The organism is Mycobacterium sp. URHB0044, from assembly GCF_000620625.1.
Lineage (GTDB): Bacteria > Actinomycetota > Actinomycetes > Mycobacteriales > Mycobacteriaceae > Mycobacterium.
In genome coordinates this window covers 119,758-136,829 of record NZ_JIAW01000012.1, presented here as the reverse complement: position 1 = coordinate 136,829, position 17,072 = coordinate 119,758, and the positions used below count along the sequence as shown (strand labels likewise).

Sequence of the window (17,072 nt, the reverse complement as noted above, 5' to 3'; positions counted from 1 at the left end):
TCACCCGTCCTCGACGGTCGCGGCGAGGTTACACCCGCAACGCGCCCGGCGACCTCGAAATTGACGACGGCGCCACATCGGGTTTGCGGGTGAGCCACCACTGCACGGCAAGTAGTGGAATGCTCCATCCCAGCCAGGCTCCGAGACCGGCGACCACCCAGGTGAAGTGTTCCTCGCTGCCGCCGAAGGCGCTGTCCTGCAATGGGTGCAGTCCGATGAACAACACAGGCGTCCAGATTCGATTGGTGATGATCGACAGCGCCAGCGTCGCGCTGCGAATCATGTGGCGGCGATGCTCGGCGATGCGTCCTCGTCTGACCGCCAGGTAGCCGTTGATCGTGAACCAGAGCCACAGTGCCGACAGCACGACGTTGCCGACGGCAAGGATGGGGCCGAAGGGGGTCGCCGCGCCGATCACCATTGCGCACGCGGCCGCCGGGATCGCCGTGCACACGTATGCCCGACCGGCCCGGCGATGCAGGCGAGGATGGCGATGTCGCAGCCCCGGCCAGATCTGCGCCACCGCGCATACCATCGCCACGCTCGCCAGCATCACGTGAGCCACCAGCAGCGGGTAGTGCAGTCCGAACGTCGCAGGTACACGGGTCCCGCCGGTGAAGTAGGGCGGCAGCGAGAACGCGAGGAAGCCCGTCACGACGACGGCGAGTGCGGGCGCAAGCAGTTTCCGGCCCGACGAGCGCTTTGCGTATGTCATACGCATTAGCGTATGGCATACGCGTCCGGTTTGCACGGACGTTAAGGTGACCAGATGATGGCCGGCGATACGAGCGACGAGACGCCGCTGCCCCGTGCACTGGCCGCGCTCTGGCAGGAGCCCAAACCGCCACGGCGCAACCGCGGCTTGAGCCGCGATCGCATCGTCGCTGCGGCAATCGAATTGGCCGATGCCGACGGCCTCGGTGCACTGTCGATGGCCCGGCTCGCCGAGCGACTGGGCTGCGGCACCATGTCGCTCTACCGACACGTCGCGAATAAGGACGAGTTGGTGACCTTCATGCTCTCCGCGGGACCAGGGCCGCCACCGCCGAGTCGAGAAGAACCGAATTGGCGTGCTGCCCTGAGCGATTGGGCGGACGGCCTGTGGGACGTCTACCATCAGCATCCCTGGATCCTGCAAGCGGCGTCGGCCGGACCGCCCGCGGATCCGGGGCAGGTGGCATGGCTGGACGCCGGGCTGGCCGCGCTCGCCGGCACGGGATTGGGCGAGCACGACGAATTCGCGGCCGTGATGGCGGTGCTGCACTTCGTTCGTGGCGCGGCAGCACTGGCGATCGAAGCGGGCCCGTCCGACTTCGGCGAGTTCCCCGATCTGCTCAGAAAGGTGGTCGAACCCAAGCGCTTCCCCGCGTTGGCCGCAGCGCTCGACGCCGGAGTATTCGACGCGGGGTCCGACGAAGCGGCCGACGACCATCGGGCCGCCCTTCATTCCGGGTTGACGCTCCTGCTCGACGGCATCGACGCGCGAATCCAACGCAGGACTTAGCTCGACACCACCGGCTCGTTGACCCGGTACAACCGCCACGTCGGCTGATTGTCACCGTCATTGGGAATCTCCAGCTCCAACGTCGCAACGTCGGCGCCGGTGTCGTACAACGTCGGATACCGCAGGTTGAGGGCGTCCGACCGGCCCCGCCCACTCGCCGGAACGGACAGCAGGTATCTGATTCCGTTCTCCGTCGGAGCGTTGAGCAGGGAGGTGAAGTCCGGATCTGACGGCACCACGAAGACCTTGGGATGCCGTGACGCGGCGAGGATGGCGAATCCGTAGACCGTATCGGTGATTACCGAGCTCTCCGGAAGATTCAGGTCGTCCAAGTAGCGCGCGATCGCCCGTTCGGTCGAGAAGGTCGCGGCGATGCGGCGTTCGAGCGCCTTGCGCTCGCTGACGCTATCGACGCCCGGCGCAAGCACCGCCCCCAGCGCGTACTCCTGCGGTGCGTACTTCTGCTGACCCATCCCCCAAGCGGTCAACGGAACGGCCAGCGCGAACGCCGCCGCCACGGGCACGTACGCGGCCCACGCCGCACGCGATGGCCTTGCCGGCTCCGCCGGTGCCGGAGCATAGTTTCCGCGGCGGGTGGCCGGGACGAGTTGCCCGTCCGGCACCGCGAGGATGGCCAGGCACGCGGTGAGCGGTATCGCGACGATGTAGAAGCGCAGGAACGGGAAGGTCGCCCCGGATGCGAAGCTGTATGCCTGAAATGCCAGCGCCGCACCATAAATCGCGACGGGAACCAACAGCACTTGCCAGTTCGGCCGACCCCACCTGCGGACGACGCCCCAAGCCGCGATGGGCACCAGGGTCGGCGCCAACAGCGAGATGCAGACGACGGCGAAGAGCAATCCGGCACCGAAGTCGGGCGCCGTCTGACCGGACTGCTCGAGGATCGCGGTGTTGCCGTACTGGGAGGTGAACTGTGCGAACGCCTCGCCGGTGATCAGCCAGCTGACCGCAGCCCAGCCGATGAACGCCGTGAAGCCGGGACCGCTGACCATCAGTGAATCCAGCAGCGCCCGCCGCACCCGCGGCGGCGGCTTGGCCCGCCGATACGTTGTCACACCCACCAGCACGCCCGCGGCGGCGATGCACGCGACGGCGTCGTATCGGGTCAGGTAGGCCAGCCCCATCGCAATGCCACCGGCGGTGATCAGGTGATGGACGTCGTCGTCGGCCATCCACATGATCAGCCTGCGAACCGCCCACGACATGAAGAAGATGAAGGGCGCCTCGCTCATCCCGTTGGAGCCGTAGAAGACGATCATCGGGTTGAGCGCGAAGAGCGCGGTGATCGTCAGCACGTAGGCACGCGGCAGGCCGCGGTCGGTACCCATGCCGAGGATCTGGACCACGCCACCGGCCATGAACACCGCCGACATCATTGACCCCGAGAATGCGCGCACCGCCATGTCCGGCCAGAGCGGGCTGACGGCGATCGCCGGGATCTGCACCATCGCGGTGAGCGGGGTGAAGATGAAGCCGATGGCTGCCAGGTGCGGGTCGCGGCTGAACAGCACGGCCTGGGCAGCCGACACGCGCGACAGCGCGTCGCCGATGATGAAGCCGTGCCGCACCTGCAGCCAGTATCCGACCGCCAGATACACCAGCAGCGATGCGCTGAAGGCCGCCACCTTCAGCGTGCGGCGCGACTGGCTACGCATCGGCGTCGTCGGGCGGCTCAGTCAGACCGTGCACGGTCTTCTCCCAGTACGACGGGTTGCGGATCAGTTGATAGCAGCCCTTGGCCGCGGCGACGCTCATCATCAACCAGAACACCGGAACGGTCAGCGCGGCGAACAGGAGATCGGCTCGGTCGTCTTCGCGCAGCGTGATCAGGTTCATGTACAGCGTCGCGGCGTTGCCGAAGATCAACGCCACCAACGCAGGAAAGTAGATGTACCAAGGGAATACGGCTTCGACCACGGCGGGCTGACCCAGGAACCAGACCATGGTGAGCAACCAGAACGCGAGGTTGAGGACCGCGATGATCGGCGTGCCGGCGAGCACGAGGTTGAACCTGATGAAGCTGCGCAGACCGATGGTTCGCAGCAGTTGCCGCGGTCGCCTGATCTGCACCAGCCAGGTCTGCAGGTAGCCCTTGTACCACCGCGAACGCTGCCGGATCCAGTTGATCCCGTCGCTATTGGCTTCTTCGAGCGTGCTGGAATCGATTACGGCCGTGTGGTATCCGCTTGCCGCGATGCGCAGGCCGAGATCGGCGTCCTCGGTGACGTTGAACGGGTCCCATGCGCCGATCTCGTCAAGGACATCCCGACGGAGATGATTCGACGTGCCGCCCAACGGAATCGGCGATCCGGTCCGCATCATTCCAGGCAGTAGGTACCCGAACCACAATCGGTATTCGGCGGTGAACCACGCAGTCAACATGTTCTGGTGCCCGTTGTGGTAGACCAGCTTGGCCTGTACGCACGCGGTGGTGTCTGGAAGGCTACGGAAGGCAGCGACGACGCGACGAAGCTGAAGCGGTTCCGGTCGGTCCTCGGCGTCGTAGATGGTGACGATGTCACCCGTGGCGAAGTACAAACCGTAGTTGCAGGCCTTGGGTTTCGTGCGTGGTTCGCCGGGGGGAACGAGGACGGTGGTGATGGCGTCGGAGGAGGCGGTGCCCTTGGCAGCGGCGATGGTCACCTCGTCGTCGGCTTCGAGCAGCAACAGCACTTGAAGACGATCGCGCGGATAGTCCAGCGCGGCCATCGCCCCGATGAGATCGCCCACCACCTCCGGCTCGTTGTACGCGGGAACGAGAATCGTGTACGGCGGCAACTCTGCGTCCGGTATCGCCCTGGCCTCTTCGTCGGTGACCACGATGGCGCGGGAGGCAAGTCCTACCCGGAAGATCATCAGCCGGTCCACCATCGTGAGGACATAGCCGAATGTGCAGACGCCGACCAGGACTACCGCGGTTCCCATCGGCTGCCAGACCACGAACCCGACCAGCACGATCAACGACGACCACAGCAGCCACCGCTGCCAACCGAGCACCGGGGTCGAAGCAGAACTGACCGGATCATGGTCGCGCAGGCTGTCGACGGCCCGTCCGAGGAAGTACTCGCGTTCCGCGTCGGTGACCGCGTCCGGCGACGGACGCTCGAATCCCGTGCTCATCGCGCCCTCGAGGCTTCGAATTGCGCCGCCACGAAGGCGTGTCCGAACTCGGTGAGCAGGTCGGCGTCCTTGAACGACGAGTCCTTCGCTTCCAGCACGGCGTTGCCCCGAAACAGCAAGGTGATCAACGTCCGTACGGCCGGCGCCAGCTCGGCGGAAGGTTCGGGAAACGGTGCGCCCGGGTCGTGGTTGTCGACGGCGAAGATGGCGAAACGCTGGGCTATCTCTTTGTCCCCCCACGCGAACTGGACGGAATTCCACGTCACCAACAAGTCGTCGTCGATCACCGAGACCATTCGTCCCGTGACACCCATCCCGAGATCGACCTCCCTCGCCGCACTGAACCGTGCCCCGGTCAGGCCATACAGGACCCGGCCGGGGTAGACCCCGAAGGTGTATGGACGATGAGACACCAGACTGTCGACCACGACGGTTCGTGGCCGGGAGAACTTGTCGAATCGGGGATCTCCGGCGAGCGGCGTCATCCACTGCCTTACCAGGACGGCGCCGTCGCCGTACAGCCGCTTCATGTCGGTATAGTTCTGCCGCTTCACGGTCGCCCATCCTGGCGGCGCGGCGACGGGTTGGCCGGCGACCAGTTGACCCGGACTGGCCCTGTCGATCGGGACGATGGTCACCTGCGTCGGTAGGTGGATGAGGGAAAGTACGATGGCAACGCCGATCACCAGCGGCACCCCCGCCCAAACTTGCTTCGCTGCAAGCGGTTCGACCTTGCGGTCTAGCACCCGCTTCGGCATTCCCCGACGCGAGCCCAGAAACATCGCGAGGCCGACCACGACGATGGCCGTTACCGGTGGCACCTCTTGGTAGACGACCATCGGCGCGTCGGTGAAGAAGACGGCGATCGCCCCGAGGACGGCGAATCCGACGGCCCAGGAGGCCAACGAACCCACCAGTCCGCGCCGGACGGTCCGACCCGTCGCGATGCCGGTGCCAACGCCCGCGATCATCAATGTGACGGCGCCCGCGGCGAACGTTCCGCCGCCCAGGAAGATCACCATGAGGTAGTACGGCAGCGCGAAGAGCATGAACATCATGGCCCACACCCAGGCGAACCTCGCGACCGGACGCAGGCCGAACAACACGATGCAGCAGCTGAGCACGAACAACCACATCGCCAGCAGATCGAGCCGGAGCAGGTGGAAGTACAGCTCGTACCGTGGCAGGAGGACGGCCTCGATGAGCAATGCGAGGATGAGGCCCATCGTTCCGACGATGATGTCGGTCTGACGATCGTGGATCGGCAATTCCGTGCGGTTGTGGCGGGCCACTCCGATCGCCACCAGGATCGCAACGGTCGGCACCGTCCAGACGTAGCCGCCGATGCCGTCGACGTGCGCGGTCACCCCGATGCTGTAGAAGCTTTCGCGAAAAGCGACCGCGGTGAGCACCGCAATCAACGTCCAGCGAACGATCAACCGGTAGCTGGGATGGACTTCGTAGTAACGCGACAGGGTGGCCGCAAGGCGGCTGGGCCGCACCTCGGCCGTTGCTGTCATGGTTGGCTGCGGTGACGCAGGCGCACGACGAGCAGCGCGGCGGCAACGAGCAGACCCGCGCCCAACGCCGCAGCGATCCACCACAGCGACGGCGATCCACTCTGCAGCGCCAGGTCTTCTTGGGCGACGGGAGGGCTGGCACTCACGGTGAAGGGATCGCGGTCGGGAACGGACAGCGCGGCGTCGCCCGAGAGACGCGCCCATCGCCGGGAATCGGCGTTGAGCCAGTCCAGAAGCACGTCGAGCTGCTTCGGCTTTCCGGTCGACGTGGCGACCAGCACCGTCCGACGACCGTCGAAAACCGTTTGTAACGACCCATATTCGATCACCGGATCGAGTGTCACGGTCTGTGGTTCGCCACCGTCCGTGCCGGTCAGTTTCAGCTCGCCAGCAGCCGAATTCGCGACTGGCAGGGTGATGCGTTGGTCAGTCCAGCCGGTAGCCGCTACGAGAACCGCCGGATCCTTCGCCGCTACCGCGTCTTGGACGGACATCACCGCGGTATCGATCGGTAGCGCACCCAACCGTTGCAGCCCGGCCATGATGGTCACGGCCCGCGCGACATCCTCGAATGAATGGTCGTCGACCCCGACAGCAACCCGCGGTAGGAAGGCCTGCGGAAGCGACTGGAAACCCTGTGGTAGTGGCGGATTCGCGACCACGCTGGTGACTGCGCTGTCACCGTCGATCGTCAGCGTGAACGGCTGAAACTCGCCACACCGGCCGGTGTTGCCGGAGATGTTGAGCGCCACGATCAGATTGGTGTAGCGCTCCAACATCCCGTCGGGGACGCCTACCCACCGGTCGATGGAGCCGCTGGCGTCGGTTGCCCAATGGTCGATCGTCTGACCGCCGACGCTGGCCACCAACTCGCCACCGATGCCGGGTGGTAGCGGAGTGTAGGAGCCCTGAAGGTGAACACGGACGTCGCGCGCCGACCGGCCGAGGCGCGTCTGGTCCAGACCGAGCGCCACCTGCGGCGCCAGTCCGACCGCGTTGACACCGGGTTGGCCCAAGGCTCGCAACGTGGTCTGATCGGGGGTTAGCTGGGGCACGGATTTCAACGGTCCTGCAACGGCTTTCGATGCCAGCGCGAGCCGCGACATGTCACTCGAGAGCAGCCGAGTCTGGTTGGCCAGGTCCCCGGCGGGACCCCCGATCAGCAGTGCCGGAACGCCGCCATTGCCGCGCAGCGAGACACCGCTGTCCGGACCTTCGCGGATCACGACCTGACGTTCGAACGGTCCGGCGGGTGTCGGCGGGATGACGTCGCCCTCCAGCGCCGCGACGCGGACGAGGACCGGCTGCTTGCCGTAGTGGGCCACCACCGCGGTCGTCATCCGAACCGCAGCATCGGCCTCCGCTCGAGTCGGTGCGGACGGGACGAACAAAGTCAGGGCGCTCAAGACCGGCGGCAGGAAATCGGCGACGACACGAGGCGCCACTTCGGTTCCGGCGAAACTCACCGATGCGTTGCTGAGTCGCAACGGGACGATCGGGTCGTAGAGGCAGTAGCCGTCAAGTGGATCGAGGTAGCTGCGCAACTGCACGGTTACGGCATGGTCCACCACTTCGGCACCGGTCAGCGGAACGTTGAGGGGCGCCTGGAAGTCCGTTGGCAGCGGAGTCCGCGAGATGCTCCGATCGTCTTGGGTCACAAGCAGATTGCCACCGCGGACCCCGACGGGAAGTTCGACGAGCATGTTCAACGACGATGGTGTCAAGCCGTCCGGCACCGGTATCGTCAGCGTTTGGATACCCCGCAGACCGTACAACGCAAACGCGTCGTCGGAACCCACCGCGGTCAGGCTCAACGTCGGAGCGTCCGCCAGTTGCCCGCCATCGCCGGGAACCGCTGTGGCAACGGGCATTACGACGAGTGGCAAGAGGCCTATCAACACCAGGGCGAAACCGACTAATTGCCGGACACCATTGTCCGCGATTCTCACGATCGCGATCGTAAGCCGCAATTGACGCTGCCGGAGGCGAATTGGTGAGGATCAGACCGCAGATACGAAGAAGTCCCCCAAAACCGTGGCTTTGGGGGACTTCTTCGTCTGCTCGCAAAAAGGGCGAGCCTGTATTACTTGGCCTTCTCGAGGATGTCGACGAGACGCCACCGCTTGGTCGCGGACAGCGGCCGGGTCTCCATCAGCGACACCCGGTCGCCGACGCCGGCGATGCCGTTCTCGTCGTGCGCCTTCACCTTGGTGGTGGTGCGGATGATCTTGCCGTAGAGCGGGTGCTTCGTGCGCTCTTCGAGCTCGACCACGATGGTCTTCTGCATCTTGTCGCTCACCACGTAGCCGATGCGGGTCTTGCGACGACCGCGCGGCTTCTCGGTGCGTGGCGTGTGCTTCGGGCCCTTGGCCTCAGTGCTGTTGTCTGCCATTACGAATCCTCACCAACGGGTCCGGATGCCAGACCCAACTCACGTTCGCGCAACACGGTGTACACGCGTGCGATTTCCTGACGCACAATGCGAAGCCGACGATTGTTGGCCAGCTGTCCGGTCGCCATCTGGAAGCGAAGGTTGAAGAGCTCTTCCTTCGACTCACGCAGACGGGAGGTCAGCTCGTCCTCGGTCAGTTCGCGCAGTTCACCAGGCGACGTTCCCACTGCCATCAGAACTGCTCCTCTCGGGTAACGATGCGGGCCTTGATCGGCAACTTGTGAATTGCACGGGTCAGGGCGTCGCGGGCGATCTTCTCGTCCGGGTAGCTCAGCTCGAAGAGCACGCGGCCGGGCTTTACGTTGGCAATCCACCATTCCGGGCTGCCCTTACCGGAACCCATGCGGGTTTCTGCGGGCTTCTTGGTCAGCGGCCGGTCGGGGAAGATGTTGATCCAGACCTTGCCGCCACGCTTGATGTGCCGGTTGATGGCGATACGAGCGGACTCGATCTGCCGGTTGGTGATGTAGGCGTGCTCCAGAGCCTGGATGCCGTAGTCACCGAAGCTCACCGTCGTGCCGCCGCTGGCGATGCCACGCTGACGAGGGTGATGCTGCTTGCGGTGCTTGACCTTGCGGGGAATCAACATGACTAGCTCTCCGTGGTTTCAGCGGCTGCCGGAGCCTCAGTGGTGGCTGCCGATGTATCAGCTGCGGGCGCTTCCTCGGTGGCTGCGCGACCCGCTTCGGTGCTCGTCGCGGTGGTGCCCGACGCGCCACTGCGGCGCGGACGGGTGGCACCGGTCGGACGCTCGCGACGCGGACGGTCGGCCCCTGCGGGAGCGGCGGCGGTCAGCTCACGCTTGCCACCGACGATGTCGCCCTTGTAGATCCAGACCTTCACGCCGATGCGGCCGAACGTCGTCTTGGCCTCGTACAGGCCGTAGTCGATGTCGGCACGCAAGGTGTGCAGCGGAACGCGGCCCTCGCGGTAGAACTCCGAGCGGCTCATCTCGGCGCCGCCGAGGCGGCCCGAGCACTGCACGCGGATGCCCTTGACGTTGGGCTGGCGCATCGCCGACTGGATCGCCTTGCGCATGGCGCGGCGGAACGCGACGCGGTTGGACAGCTGCTCGGCGACACCCTGGGCCACCAGCTGAGCCACCGACTCGGGGTTCTTCACCTCGAGGATGTTCAGCTGCACCTGCTTCTTGGTCAGCTTCTCCAGGTCGGCCCGGATGCGGTCGGCCTCGGTGCCGCGGCGTCCGATGACGATGCCCGGCCGCGCGGTGTGGATATCGACACGGACTCGGTCGCGAGTCCTCTCGATCTCCACGTCGGCGATGCCGGCGCGCTCGAGACCCGTTGCGAGCAGACGGCGGATCGCGACGTCTTCCTTGACGTAATCCGAGTACTGCTTGTCGGCGTACCACCGGGACTTCCAGTCGGTCGTGATGCCGAGGCGGAAGCCGTGGGGATTGATCTTCTGGCCCACTACTCCGAGCCTCCCTTCGAATCAGAGGTCTCAGTCGTCGCCTTCTTGGCAGCGGCCTTCTTGGCCGGCGCCTTGGTCGCGGCGGCCTTGCTGCCCTGGGCGCGGCGCGCGCGGGCTGCGCTGGCGGACGCGCTCTTGGCGCCGCCTTCCCGCGGTGGCCGGCTTTCGACGATCACGGTGATGTGGCTGGTGCGCTTGCGAATCCGGAACGCGCGCCCTTGGGCACGGGGACGGATGCGCTTGGCGGTCGGGCCCTCGTCCGCGTGGATGGTGGCGACCACCAGGGTCGACGGATCGAGCCCGTCGTTGTTCTGCGCGTTGGCCGCCGCACTGGCGATGACCTTCGCGACGGTCTCGCTCGCGTCCTGCGGTGCCCACCGCAGGATGTCGAGGGCCTCGGCCACGGGCTTGCCGCGCACCAGGTCGATCACCCGGCGTGCCTTGCTCGCCGAGATCCCCGTGAAGCGCGCAACTGCTGTCGCGGACGGGTATTCGAGGATGTCAGTGCTCTTCGACATCAGCGCCTCTTACTCTTCCGGTCATCCTTGATGTGACCCTTGAACGTCCGCGTGGGGGCAAACTCGCCCAGCTTGTGTCCAACCATCGCCTCGGTGACGAACACCGGCACGTGCTTGCGACCGTCGTGGACGGCGAAGGTGTGACCGATGAAGTCGGGGATGATGGTCGACCGACGCGACCAGGTCTTGATGACCTGCTTCGTGTTCTTGTCGTTCTGTACGTCGACCTTCTTGAGCAGATGGTCGTCGACGAACGGGCCCTTCTTCAGGCTGCGTGGCATCGGCTACTCCCCTAGCGCTTCTTGCCGGTGCGCCGGCGTCGGACGATGAGCTTGTCGCTCGGCTTGTTTGGCTTGCGGGTGCGGCCTTCCGGCTTGCCCCACGGGCTGACCGGGTGGCGACCACCGGAGGTCTTGCCCTCACCACCACCATGCGGGTGGTCGACCGGGTTCATCACGACACCACGAACGGTGGGGCGCTTGCCCTTCCACCGCATGCGGCCGGCCTTGCCCCAGTTGATGTTGGCCTGTTCGGCGTTGCCGACCTCGCCGACGGTGGCGCGGCAGCGCACGTCGACGCGACGGATCTCACCGGACGGCATGCGCAGCGAGGCGTAGGTGCCTTCCTTGCCGAGCAGCTGAATGCTCACACCGGCGGAACGGGCCAGCTTGGCGCCACCGCCGGGCCGCAGCTCGACGGCGTGGATCACGGTGCCTGCCGGGATGTTGCGCAGCGGCAGGTTGTTGCCCGGCTTGATGTCGGCGTTGGCACCCGACTCCACGACCGCGCCCTGGACCAAGCCCTGCGGCGCGATGATGTAGCGCTTCTCGCCATCGACGAAGTGCAGCAGCGCGATGTTGGCGGTGCGGTTGGGGTCGTACTCGATCTGCGCGACCTTGGCGTTGACGCCGTCCTTGTCGTGGCGACGGAAGTCGATCACCCGGTAGGCGCGCTTGTGGCCACCGCCCTTGTGCCGGGTGGTGATTCGACCATGCGCGTTGCGGCCGCCCTTGCCGTGCAGCGGGCGAACCAGCGACTTCTCCGGCGTCGACCGAGTGATCTCGGCGAAGTCGGAGACGCTGGAGCCGCGGCGACCCGGAGTCGTCGGCTTGTACTTGCGAATTCCCATGTCTGTCTAAGTCCTCTGTACTTCCGCCGGCTACGCCGGTGCTCCGAACAGGTCGATCGGCTTGCTGCCGGCGGCCAGCGTGACGATGGCGCGCTTGGTGCTCTTGCGCTGTCCGAAGCCGGTGCGGGTGCGCTTGCGCTTGCCCTGCCGGTTGGCAGTGTTCACCGAGTCGACCTTGACGTTGAAGATCTTCTCGATGGCGATCTTGATCTGCGTCTTGTTCGAGCTGGGGTGAACGACGAACGTGTACACGTTGTCTTCGATCAGCGCGTAGCTCTTCTCCGAGATGACCGGAGCCAAGATGATGTCGCGGGGGTCAGTGATGTTCGCCATCAGGCCGAAACCTCCTCAGCAGCTTTGGTGTTCGAGCTGATGTAGGCATCGAGCGCCTCGACACTGAACACCAGGTCGTCGGCGTCGAGCACGTCGTACGTGTTGAGCTGATCCGGCGAGATGACATGCACGCCAGGCAGATTCCGCACGCTCTTGGTGCTGACCTCGTCGCTGCGGCCGATGACGACCAGCACCTTGCGGTGCTCGGTCAGCGACGCGAGGAACGACTTGGCGCTCTTGGTCGAGGGCGTCTGACCGCCGACGATCTCGGTCACCGCGTGGATCCGGTCGTTGCGGGCCCGATCCGAAAGCGCCCCGCGCAGTGCGGCGGCGATCATCTTCTTCGGGGTCCGCTGGCTGTAGTCGCGCGGCTGCGGGCCGTGCACCACGCCACCACCGGTGAACTGCGGTGCGCGGGTCGAACCCTGGCGGGCGCGGCCGGTGCCCTTCTGCCGGTACGGCTTCTTGCCGCCGCCGGAGACCTGAGCGCGCGTCTTGGTCGCGTGGGTGCCCTGACGCTTGGCGGCCAGCTGTGCGGTGACGACCTGGTGCATCAACGCGATGTTGGGCTCCACGTCGAACAGTTCAGCGGGCAGCTCGACGCTGCCGTTGGTCTTGCCGTCCGGGGTACGAACGTCAATTTTCTTGGCGGCCATTACTTCTCACCTCGTTTGATGGCACTGCGGACCATCACCAGTCCGCCGGTACGGCCGGGGATGGCGCCCTTGATCAACAGCACGCCGTTCTCGGCATCGACCTTGTGCACCACCAGGTTCTGCGTGGTGATCCGGTCGGTGCCCATCCGGCCCGACATGCGGGTGCCCTTGAAGACGCGGCCCGGGGTGGCACAGCCACCGATCGAGCCGGGACGACGGTGCACCGCCTGGGCGCCGTGCGCGGCGCCCTGGCCCTTGAAGCCGTGACGCTTCATGGTGCCGGCGAAACCCTTGCCCTTCGAGGTCCCCGTGACGTCGACGAAGCTGCCGTCGACGAAGATCTCGGCGGTGAGCTCCTGGCCCACCTCGTACTCGGCGGCAGCGGTCTCGTCGTCGAGCCGCAGCTCGGCCAGATGCCTGCGCGGGTTGACGCCTGCGGCGGCGAACTGACCGGTGACCGGCTTGTTCACCTTGCGCGGGCTGATCTCGCCGTAGGCGAGCTGGACGGCGCTGTAGCCGTCGACCTCGGGGGTACGGATGCGGGTCACCACGTTGGGGCCGGCCTTGACGACCGTCACCGGGACGACTTTGTTGTTCTCGTCGAACACCTGCGTCATGCCCAGCTTGGTGCCCAAAATGCCTTTTCTAGCCATTTCTCTGGGTCTCCTACTGGATGTTGACGTCGACGCTTGCCGGCAGATCGATGCGCATCAAGGCGTCAACGGTCTTCGGCGTCGGGTCGAGAATGTCGATGAGTCGCTTGTGGGTGCGCATCTCGAAGTGCTCCCGCGAGTCCTTGTACTTGTGCGGGGACCGAATGACGCAATACACGTTCTTCTCGGTCGGCAGCGGCACTGGTCCGACCACGCTTGCTCCCGTCCGGGTGACCGTCTCGACGATCTTGCGCGCAGAGGCGTCAATCGCCTCGTGGTCGTAGGCCTTGAGCCTGATGCGGATCTTCTGTCCCGCCACGCCTTCTCCTACCTCACTACTAACGGACCCGTGCTCGGGCCTGGTCTTCGTGCGCGTGCCCGTGGGGGTTCCCTCGGACAGCGCGCTGGCTATGCCGCCGCTGTTTACCTGTCGTATGTTCACCGACCCCCGCGCTCGGGTGTGTCGCCCTAGCGCACGCTCGCTCGCGGCGGAAATCCGTCACGCTCGAAGGTTGGGACCGGATGCGCCCGTGAGGGCGCTGGTCGGATGCCCGGCCAGGCGAACCCGGCTCAAGGCAACCCGAACAGTATGCCTCAGATCTGGGCCTCATCCAAATCTCTGGCCATCGGGCGGCCGACCGTCGCACCAGCGGTTCTTACTCCAGAGTAAGGTACTCCGTCATGGCCGCGCAGACCTCCACCTATCGCGCTTGGCAGCAGTTGTCGGGCAGGCCCGGCGGCAGCCGCCTGTTCTCCTTGGCGGCCGTGGCGCGCGTGCCGTACTTCGCCTCGGTGCTTCCGCACGTCAGGCGCATGGAGCCGGGCTTCGCCGAGGTCGACGTGCCGAAGTGGTTCTTCGTGCACAACCACCTGCACACCGTGCACGCCATCGCGTCGTGCAATGCGGCGGAGATGGCGATGGGCATGCTGATGGAGGCCACCGTGCCGACGAGCCACCGCTGGATCCCGAAGGCGATGAACGTGCAGTACCTCGCGAAGGCCACCACGTCGCTGCGAGCCATCGCGCGCCTCGATCCGCCGGACTTCGATGCGATCACCGACGGCACGGAGATCGTCGTCCCGGTGAGCGTCGTGGACCGATCGGGCAGCGAGGTCGTCCACGCCGACATCACCACCTGGGTGACGCCCGCCTAATCACCCTTCAGCGATCCGCGACGGAATCTCGATCTCCCAGCAGTCTCGGCGCAGACCGTTTGTTCGTTTGCTAGTTTCGCCGCACCGCGTGTGGGACGCTCGAGGAATGGCCGCGTCGTACGACGAATTCGCAGCTGAGCACCGGGGTGAGCACCTGACCGCGTTCAACCGCTGGTGCGCGGTAATCGGTAACTATTCGAACGTCCCGACCGCCATCGCGCTGGTATCGGGCCGGCCACGCGTTGCCGCCGGAATCTTCGCCGCAGGGTCGATGGTCCTGGTCGCGGGGCATGCCGTCGAGGGCAATCTGGCTCAGTCCCTGCGCATGCTGTCCGCTCATCCGGTTTGGTCCGTCCGAGCAGATCTCGCTGTGGCGAATGCGACGCTCAAGGGCTTGGTTTCCAGGAAGTAGGCCCATCGCCGGCCCTAACGCCTCGAGACTGCGGGGAGATCGCGATTCGCGACGGAATTTCGATCTCTCAGCAGTCTCGGCGCTGTTCGAGTGCCGGGGCTACGCCAGATAGGTGCCGTGGCCCTCACGGACCAGATCGCCGTCGAACATCAACACCTCGTTGACCGGCTCGTCGCGGTGATTGCGGTAGTTGATCACCAACAGCGATTCGCCCCGGTAGACGTCGATCACCTCGAAGTGCAGATCGGGCAGCTGCTCCAGCGCGGTCACCCAGTAGTGGCGCAGCGCGGCCTTGCCCCGCACCACTCCCCCGGTTTCGGGCAGCACCCGCGCCGCCACCGGCGAACTGAAGAGGACGTCGTCGTGGAAGTGCGCGAGCACCGCTTCGACGTCGTGAGCGTTCCAGGCCCGCACCCACGCGTCGGCGAAGGCAGTCGGGGCGGGCGTTGGCACCTCTACGTCATCCCTTCAGGCCGGCCCAGAACGGGCACTGGTGCGACTGGTCGAAGTCGGTGACCACTTTGACGTCACCCGGCGCCAGTGACAACCGATTTTCTCCCGTTGCGACTTCCGGCCAGTCCGGTTGATGCTCGACGTCGGGGGCGCCGGTGGCGACGAATCGGCTCCAGTAGTCGATCATCTGGTCGGACAAGACCTGCTGCGCTGGATTCAGCGGGGGCGCGCCACCGACGTCGAAGAGGTACCGCAGTTCCAGCGAATGGCTGGCGCCGACGGGAAAGGGCAAGGTGCGCATGGGCTCCGGCGCGGGCGCGCTGCGGTCGTTGAATTCGTAGGCGTAGACGGGAGCATTGGCGGCCAGGGAATCCCCGATGCGGTCGGCCACGCAGGCGAAAACGCCGTCGGTGACGGCAGCGGAGTACGCCAACGGCGCACTGCCCCCATAACGGTCAAGCGGATAGTGGGCCGCCACCGCGCCAGCGTTGGCACCGAACGTGCCGGACAACTCGTGCGGGTACTGCTCGGGCGTCAAGTCCTTGCCCTGCTGCAGGTACTGCAGCGCCACGAACAGGGTGAATTCGTCGCGGTTGCTGCCGATCACGACCGGCACCTTCGCCGCCTCGCCCCTGGCGAACGCCGTCATCGGATCGACGGGCAGCGCATCCGTCCCCGTCACCGGTCCGCTCAGGGCATCATCGCCAATATGGTAGTACCACACGGGCTTTCGCAGTTTGTCGGCAGGCAACGCGCGCAAGCAGGCGGCCGCCGTGGCCGGGTCGCCACAGCCGGCTTCACGCGCGTAGTCGAGGCTGGCCCGTTGCGCCTCGGGCAGTGCGACCTGCGCCTGGCACGGACCACTCTGGATGATCGCGCCGCGGAACAGGCCCGCCGATCCCGGGGCGGCGAGGTGGTCGCACACCGACATCCCACCCGCCGACTCGCCGGCGATGGTCACCTTGCCGGGGTCTCCGCCGAACCGACCGATGTTCTCCCGCACCCAGCGCAGCGCCGCCTGCTGGTCGGCCAGCCCGTAGTTGCCCACGTCCGACGTGCCGAGGCCGGGATGCGCGAGGAAGCCGAGCGCACCGAGCCGGTAGTTGATGGTGACGACGACGATGTCGCCGCGGGACGCCAGCCAGCGCGCGTCGTAGATCCCGCTGCTGCCACTGGTGAAGGAGCCGCCGTGGATCCAGACCATCACCGGCCGCCGCTCGTCGGGCGCGACCGGTGGAGTCCAGACGTTGAGCGACAGGCAGTCCTCGTCGGTCTGCCGCCCGAGCTCGAGATCACCGGTGTCCTGCAGGCAGCGGGGACCAGAGCGTGTCGCGTCCCGGACTCCCGGCCACGGCGCCGGGGGCAACGGCGGTTGCCACCGCAGTGGGCCGACGGGTGGCGCGGCGTAAGGGATTCCGGCAAACAGCCGATGGTCGGGCGCGACGACGCCGCGGACGGTTCCCGTCGAGGTCTGCACCAGCGCCGGGTCGCTTGGCGGCGGCGCCACGGCGACCGCTCCGTCGCCTCGACCGCAGCCAATGATCAGCAGCAGTACCACCGCGACGAGCCTGACCACGCTCCGAGTTGGTACGGGCTGCACGACTTCGAGGGTAGGCGACGACGGATCGATGGATTCGGCGCGTGGCGCCGACTACACCCACCTAGACTCTAGTTGACACCCGTCAACTTCCAGCCCGTACGTTGAGGAGCCT

Annotated in this window: 21 protein-coding genes; 3 read left to right on the top strand and 18 right to left on the bottom strand. The window is 66.1% G+C overall.

From position 1 onward, the window contains the following. Nucleotides 1-28: 28 nt before the first annotated feature. The gene (locus N536_RS0123275; protein WP_036437342.1) at nt 29-715 is read right to left on the bottom strand and encodes a DUF2306 domain-containing protein; all 687 of its coding nucleotides are present in this window, start codon (nt 713-715) and stop codon (nt 29-31) included. A 54-nt stretch (nt 716-769) separates the two neighbouring features. Here N536_RS0123275 and N536_RS39265 point away from each other — a divergent pair, with 54 nt between their 5' ends. After that, entirely contained in the window at nt 770-1,504 is a 735-nt protein-coding gene (locus tag N536_RS39265) for a TetR/AcrR family transcriptional regulator (RefSeq protein WP_369798462.1), read from the top strand. Here N536_RS39265 and N536_RS0123260 read toward each other — a convergent pair. From N536_RS0123260 to rpsJ, 15 genes are all read right to left on the bottom strand, one after another. Next, complete coding sequence (locus N536_RS0123260) at nt 1,501-3,180, bottom strand: ABC transporter (RefSeq protein ID WP_029115806.1); 1,680 nt, start codon at nt 3,178-3,180, stop codon at nt 1,501-1,503. The two genes, N536_RS39265 and N536_RS0123260, sit on opposite strands and share 4 nt — an antisense overlap. Beyond that, the gene (locus N536_RS0123255; protein ID WP_036437339.1) at nt 3,173-4,645 is read right to left on the bottom strand and encodes a glycosyltransferase; all 1,473 of its coding nucleotides are present in this window, start codon (nt 4,643-4,645) and stop codon (nt 3,173-3,175) included. The genes N536_RS0123260 and N536_RS0123255 overlap by 8 nt, the downstream gene beginning before the upstream one ends. Beyond that, nucleotides 4,642-6,165 (bottom strand): hypothetical protein, encoded by a 1,524-nt coding sequence (locus tag N536_RS0123250; protein ID WP_051574715.1) that lies wholly within the window; start codon nt 6,163-6,165, stop codon nt 4,642-4,644. Before N536_RS0123250 ends, N536_RS0123255 begins: the two co-directional genes overlap by 4 nt. Continuing rightward, nucleotides 6,162-8,114: a hypothetical protein gene (locus N536_RS0123245; RefSeq protein ID WP_064751582.1), complete on the bottom strand. Its 1,953-nt coding sequence runs from the start codon at nt 8,112-8,114 to the stop codon at nt 6,162-6,164. Before N536_RS0123245 ends, N536_RS0123250 begins: the two co-directional genes overlap by 4 nt. 134 nt (nt 8,115-8,248) lie before the next feature. After that, a complete protein-coding gene (gene rpsQ, locus N536_RS0123240; RefSeq protein WP_029115802.1) occupies nt 8,249-8,557 on the bottom strand; it encodes a 30S ribosomal protein S17 in 309 nt (102 codons plus the stop codon). Continuing rightward, a complete protein-coding gene (rpmC, locus tag N536_RS0123235; RefSeq protein WP_029115801.1) occupies nt 8,557-8,790 on the bottom strand; it encodes a 50S ribosomal protein L29 in 234 nt (77 codons plus the stop codon). The genes rpsQ and rpmC overlap by 1 nt, the downstream gene beginning before the upstream one ends. Continuing rightward, nucleotides 8,790-9,206, bottom strand: coding sequence for a 50S ribosomal protein L16 (gene rplP, locus N536_RS0123230; RefSeq protein ID WP_029115800.1), 417 nt, complete (start codon nt 9,204-9,206; stop codon nt 8,790-8,792). Before rplP ends, rpmC begins: the two co-directional genes overlap by 1 nt. A gap of 2 nt (nt 9,207-9,208) precedes the next feature. Continuing rightward, entirely contained in the window at nt 9,209-10,051 is an 843-nt protein-coding gene (gene rpsC, locus N536_RS0123225; protein WP_029115799.1) for a 30S ribosomal protein S3, read from the bottom strand. Further along, on the bottom strand, nt 10,051-10,569 hold the full coding sequence (gene rplV / locus N536_RS0123220) for a 50S ribosomal protein L22 (RefSeq protein WP_036437336.1): 519 nt from the start codon (nt 10,567-10,569) through the stop codon (nt 10,051-10,053). The genes rpsC and rplV overlap by 1 nt, the downstream gene beginning before the upstream one ends. After that, entirely contained in the window at nt 10,569-10,850 is a 282-nt protein-coding gene (rpsS, locus tag N536_RS0123215) for a 30S ribosomal protein S19 (RefSeq protein WP_011558433.1), read from the bottom strand. The genes rplV and rpsS overlap by 1 nt, the downstream gene beginning before the upstream one ends. 11 nt (nt 10,851-10,861) lie before the next feature. Next, the gene (gene rplB / locus N536_RS0123210) at nt 10,862-11,698 is read right to left on the bottom strand and encodes a 50S ribosomal protein L2 (protein ID WP_029115797.1); all 837 of its coding nucleotides are present in this window, start codon (nt 11,696-11,698) and stop codon (nt 10,862-10,864) included. A gap of 30 nt (nt 11,699-11,728) precedes the next feature. After that, nucleotides 11,729-12,031 (bottom strand): 50S ribosomal protein L23, encoded by a 303-nt coding sequence (gene rplW / locus N536_RS0123205; RefSeq protein WP_029115796.1) that lies wholly within the window; start codon nt 12,029-12,031, stop codon nt 11,729-11,731. Next, entirely contained in the window at nt 12,031-12,687 is a 657-nt protein-coding gene (rplD, locus tag N536_RS0123200; RefSeq protein ID WP_029115795.1) for a 50S ribosomal protein L4, read from the bottom strand. The genes rplW and rplD overlap by 1 nt, the downstream gene beginning before the upstream one ends. Further along, on the bottom strand, nt 12,687-13,340 hold the full coding sequence (gene rplC / locus N536_RS0123195) for a 50S ribosomal protein L3 (protein WP_029115794.1): 654 nt from the start codon (nt 13,338-13,340) through the stop codon (nt 12,687-12,689). Before rplC ends, rplD begins: the two co-directional genes overlap by 1 nt. Before the next feature lie 13 nt (nt 13,341-13,353). Then, nucleotides 13,354-13,659, bottom strand: a complete 306-nt coding sequence (gene rpsJ, locus N536_RS0123190) for a 30S ribosomal protein S10 (protein WP_003883485.1) — start codon at nt 13,657-13,659, stop codon at nt 13,354-13,356. A gap of 362 nt (nt 13,660-14,021) precedes the next feature. Between rpsJ and N536_RS0123185 the strand changes: the two genes are divergently transcribed. Both N536_RS0123185 and N536_RS0123180 read left to right on the top strand, forming a co-directional pair. After that, nucleotides 14,022-14,495, top strand: coding sequence for a hotdog fold domain-containing protein (locus N536_RS0123185; protein ID WP_029115793.1), 474 nt, complete (start codon nt 14,022-14,024; stop codon nt 14,493-14,495). A gap of 106 nt (nt 14,496-14,601) precedes the next feature. After that, nucleotides 14,602-14,907 carry a hypothetical protein gene (locus tag N536_RS0123180; RefSeq protein ID WP_029115792.1) on the top strand — a complete coding sequence of 102 codons (306 nt, stop codon included), beginning with the start codon at nt 14,602-14,604 and terminating at the stop codon, nt 14,905-14,907. Between the two features lie 99 nt (nt 14,908-15,006). Here the strand turns inward: N536_RS0123180 and N536_RS0123175 are convergent, their stop codons facing one another. Both N536_RS0123175 and N536_RS0123170 read right to left on the bottom strand, forming a co-directional pair. After that, complete coding sequence (locus N536_RS0123175) at nt 15,007-15,360, bottom strand: nuclear transport factor 2 family protein (protein WP_029115791.1); 354 nt, start codon at nt 15,358-15,360, stop codon at nt 15,007-15,009. 7 nt (nt 15,361-15,367) lie between these two features. After that, nucleotides 15,368-16,936: a carboxylesterase/lipase family protein gene (locus tag N536_RS0123170; protein WP_369798461.1), complete on the bottom strand. Its 1,569-nt coding sequence runs from the start codon at nt 16,934-16,936 to the stop codon at nt 15,368-15,370. Nucleotides 16,937-17,072: the final 136 nt, after the last annotated feature.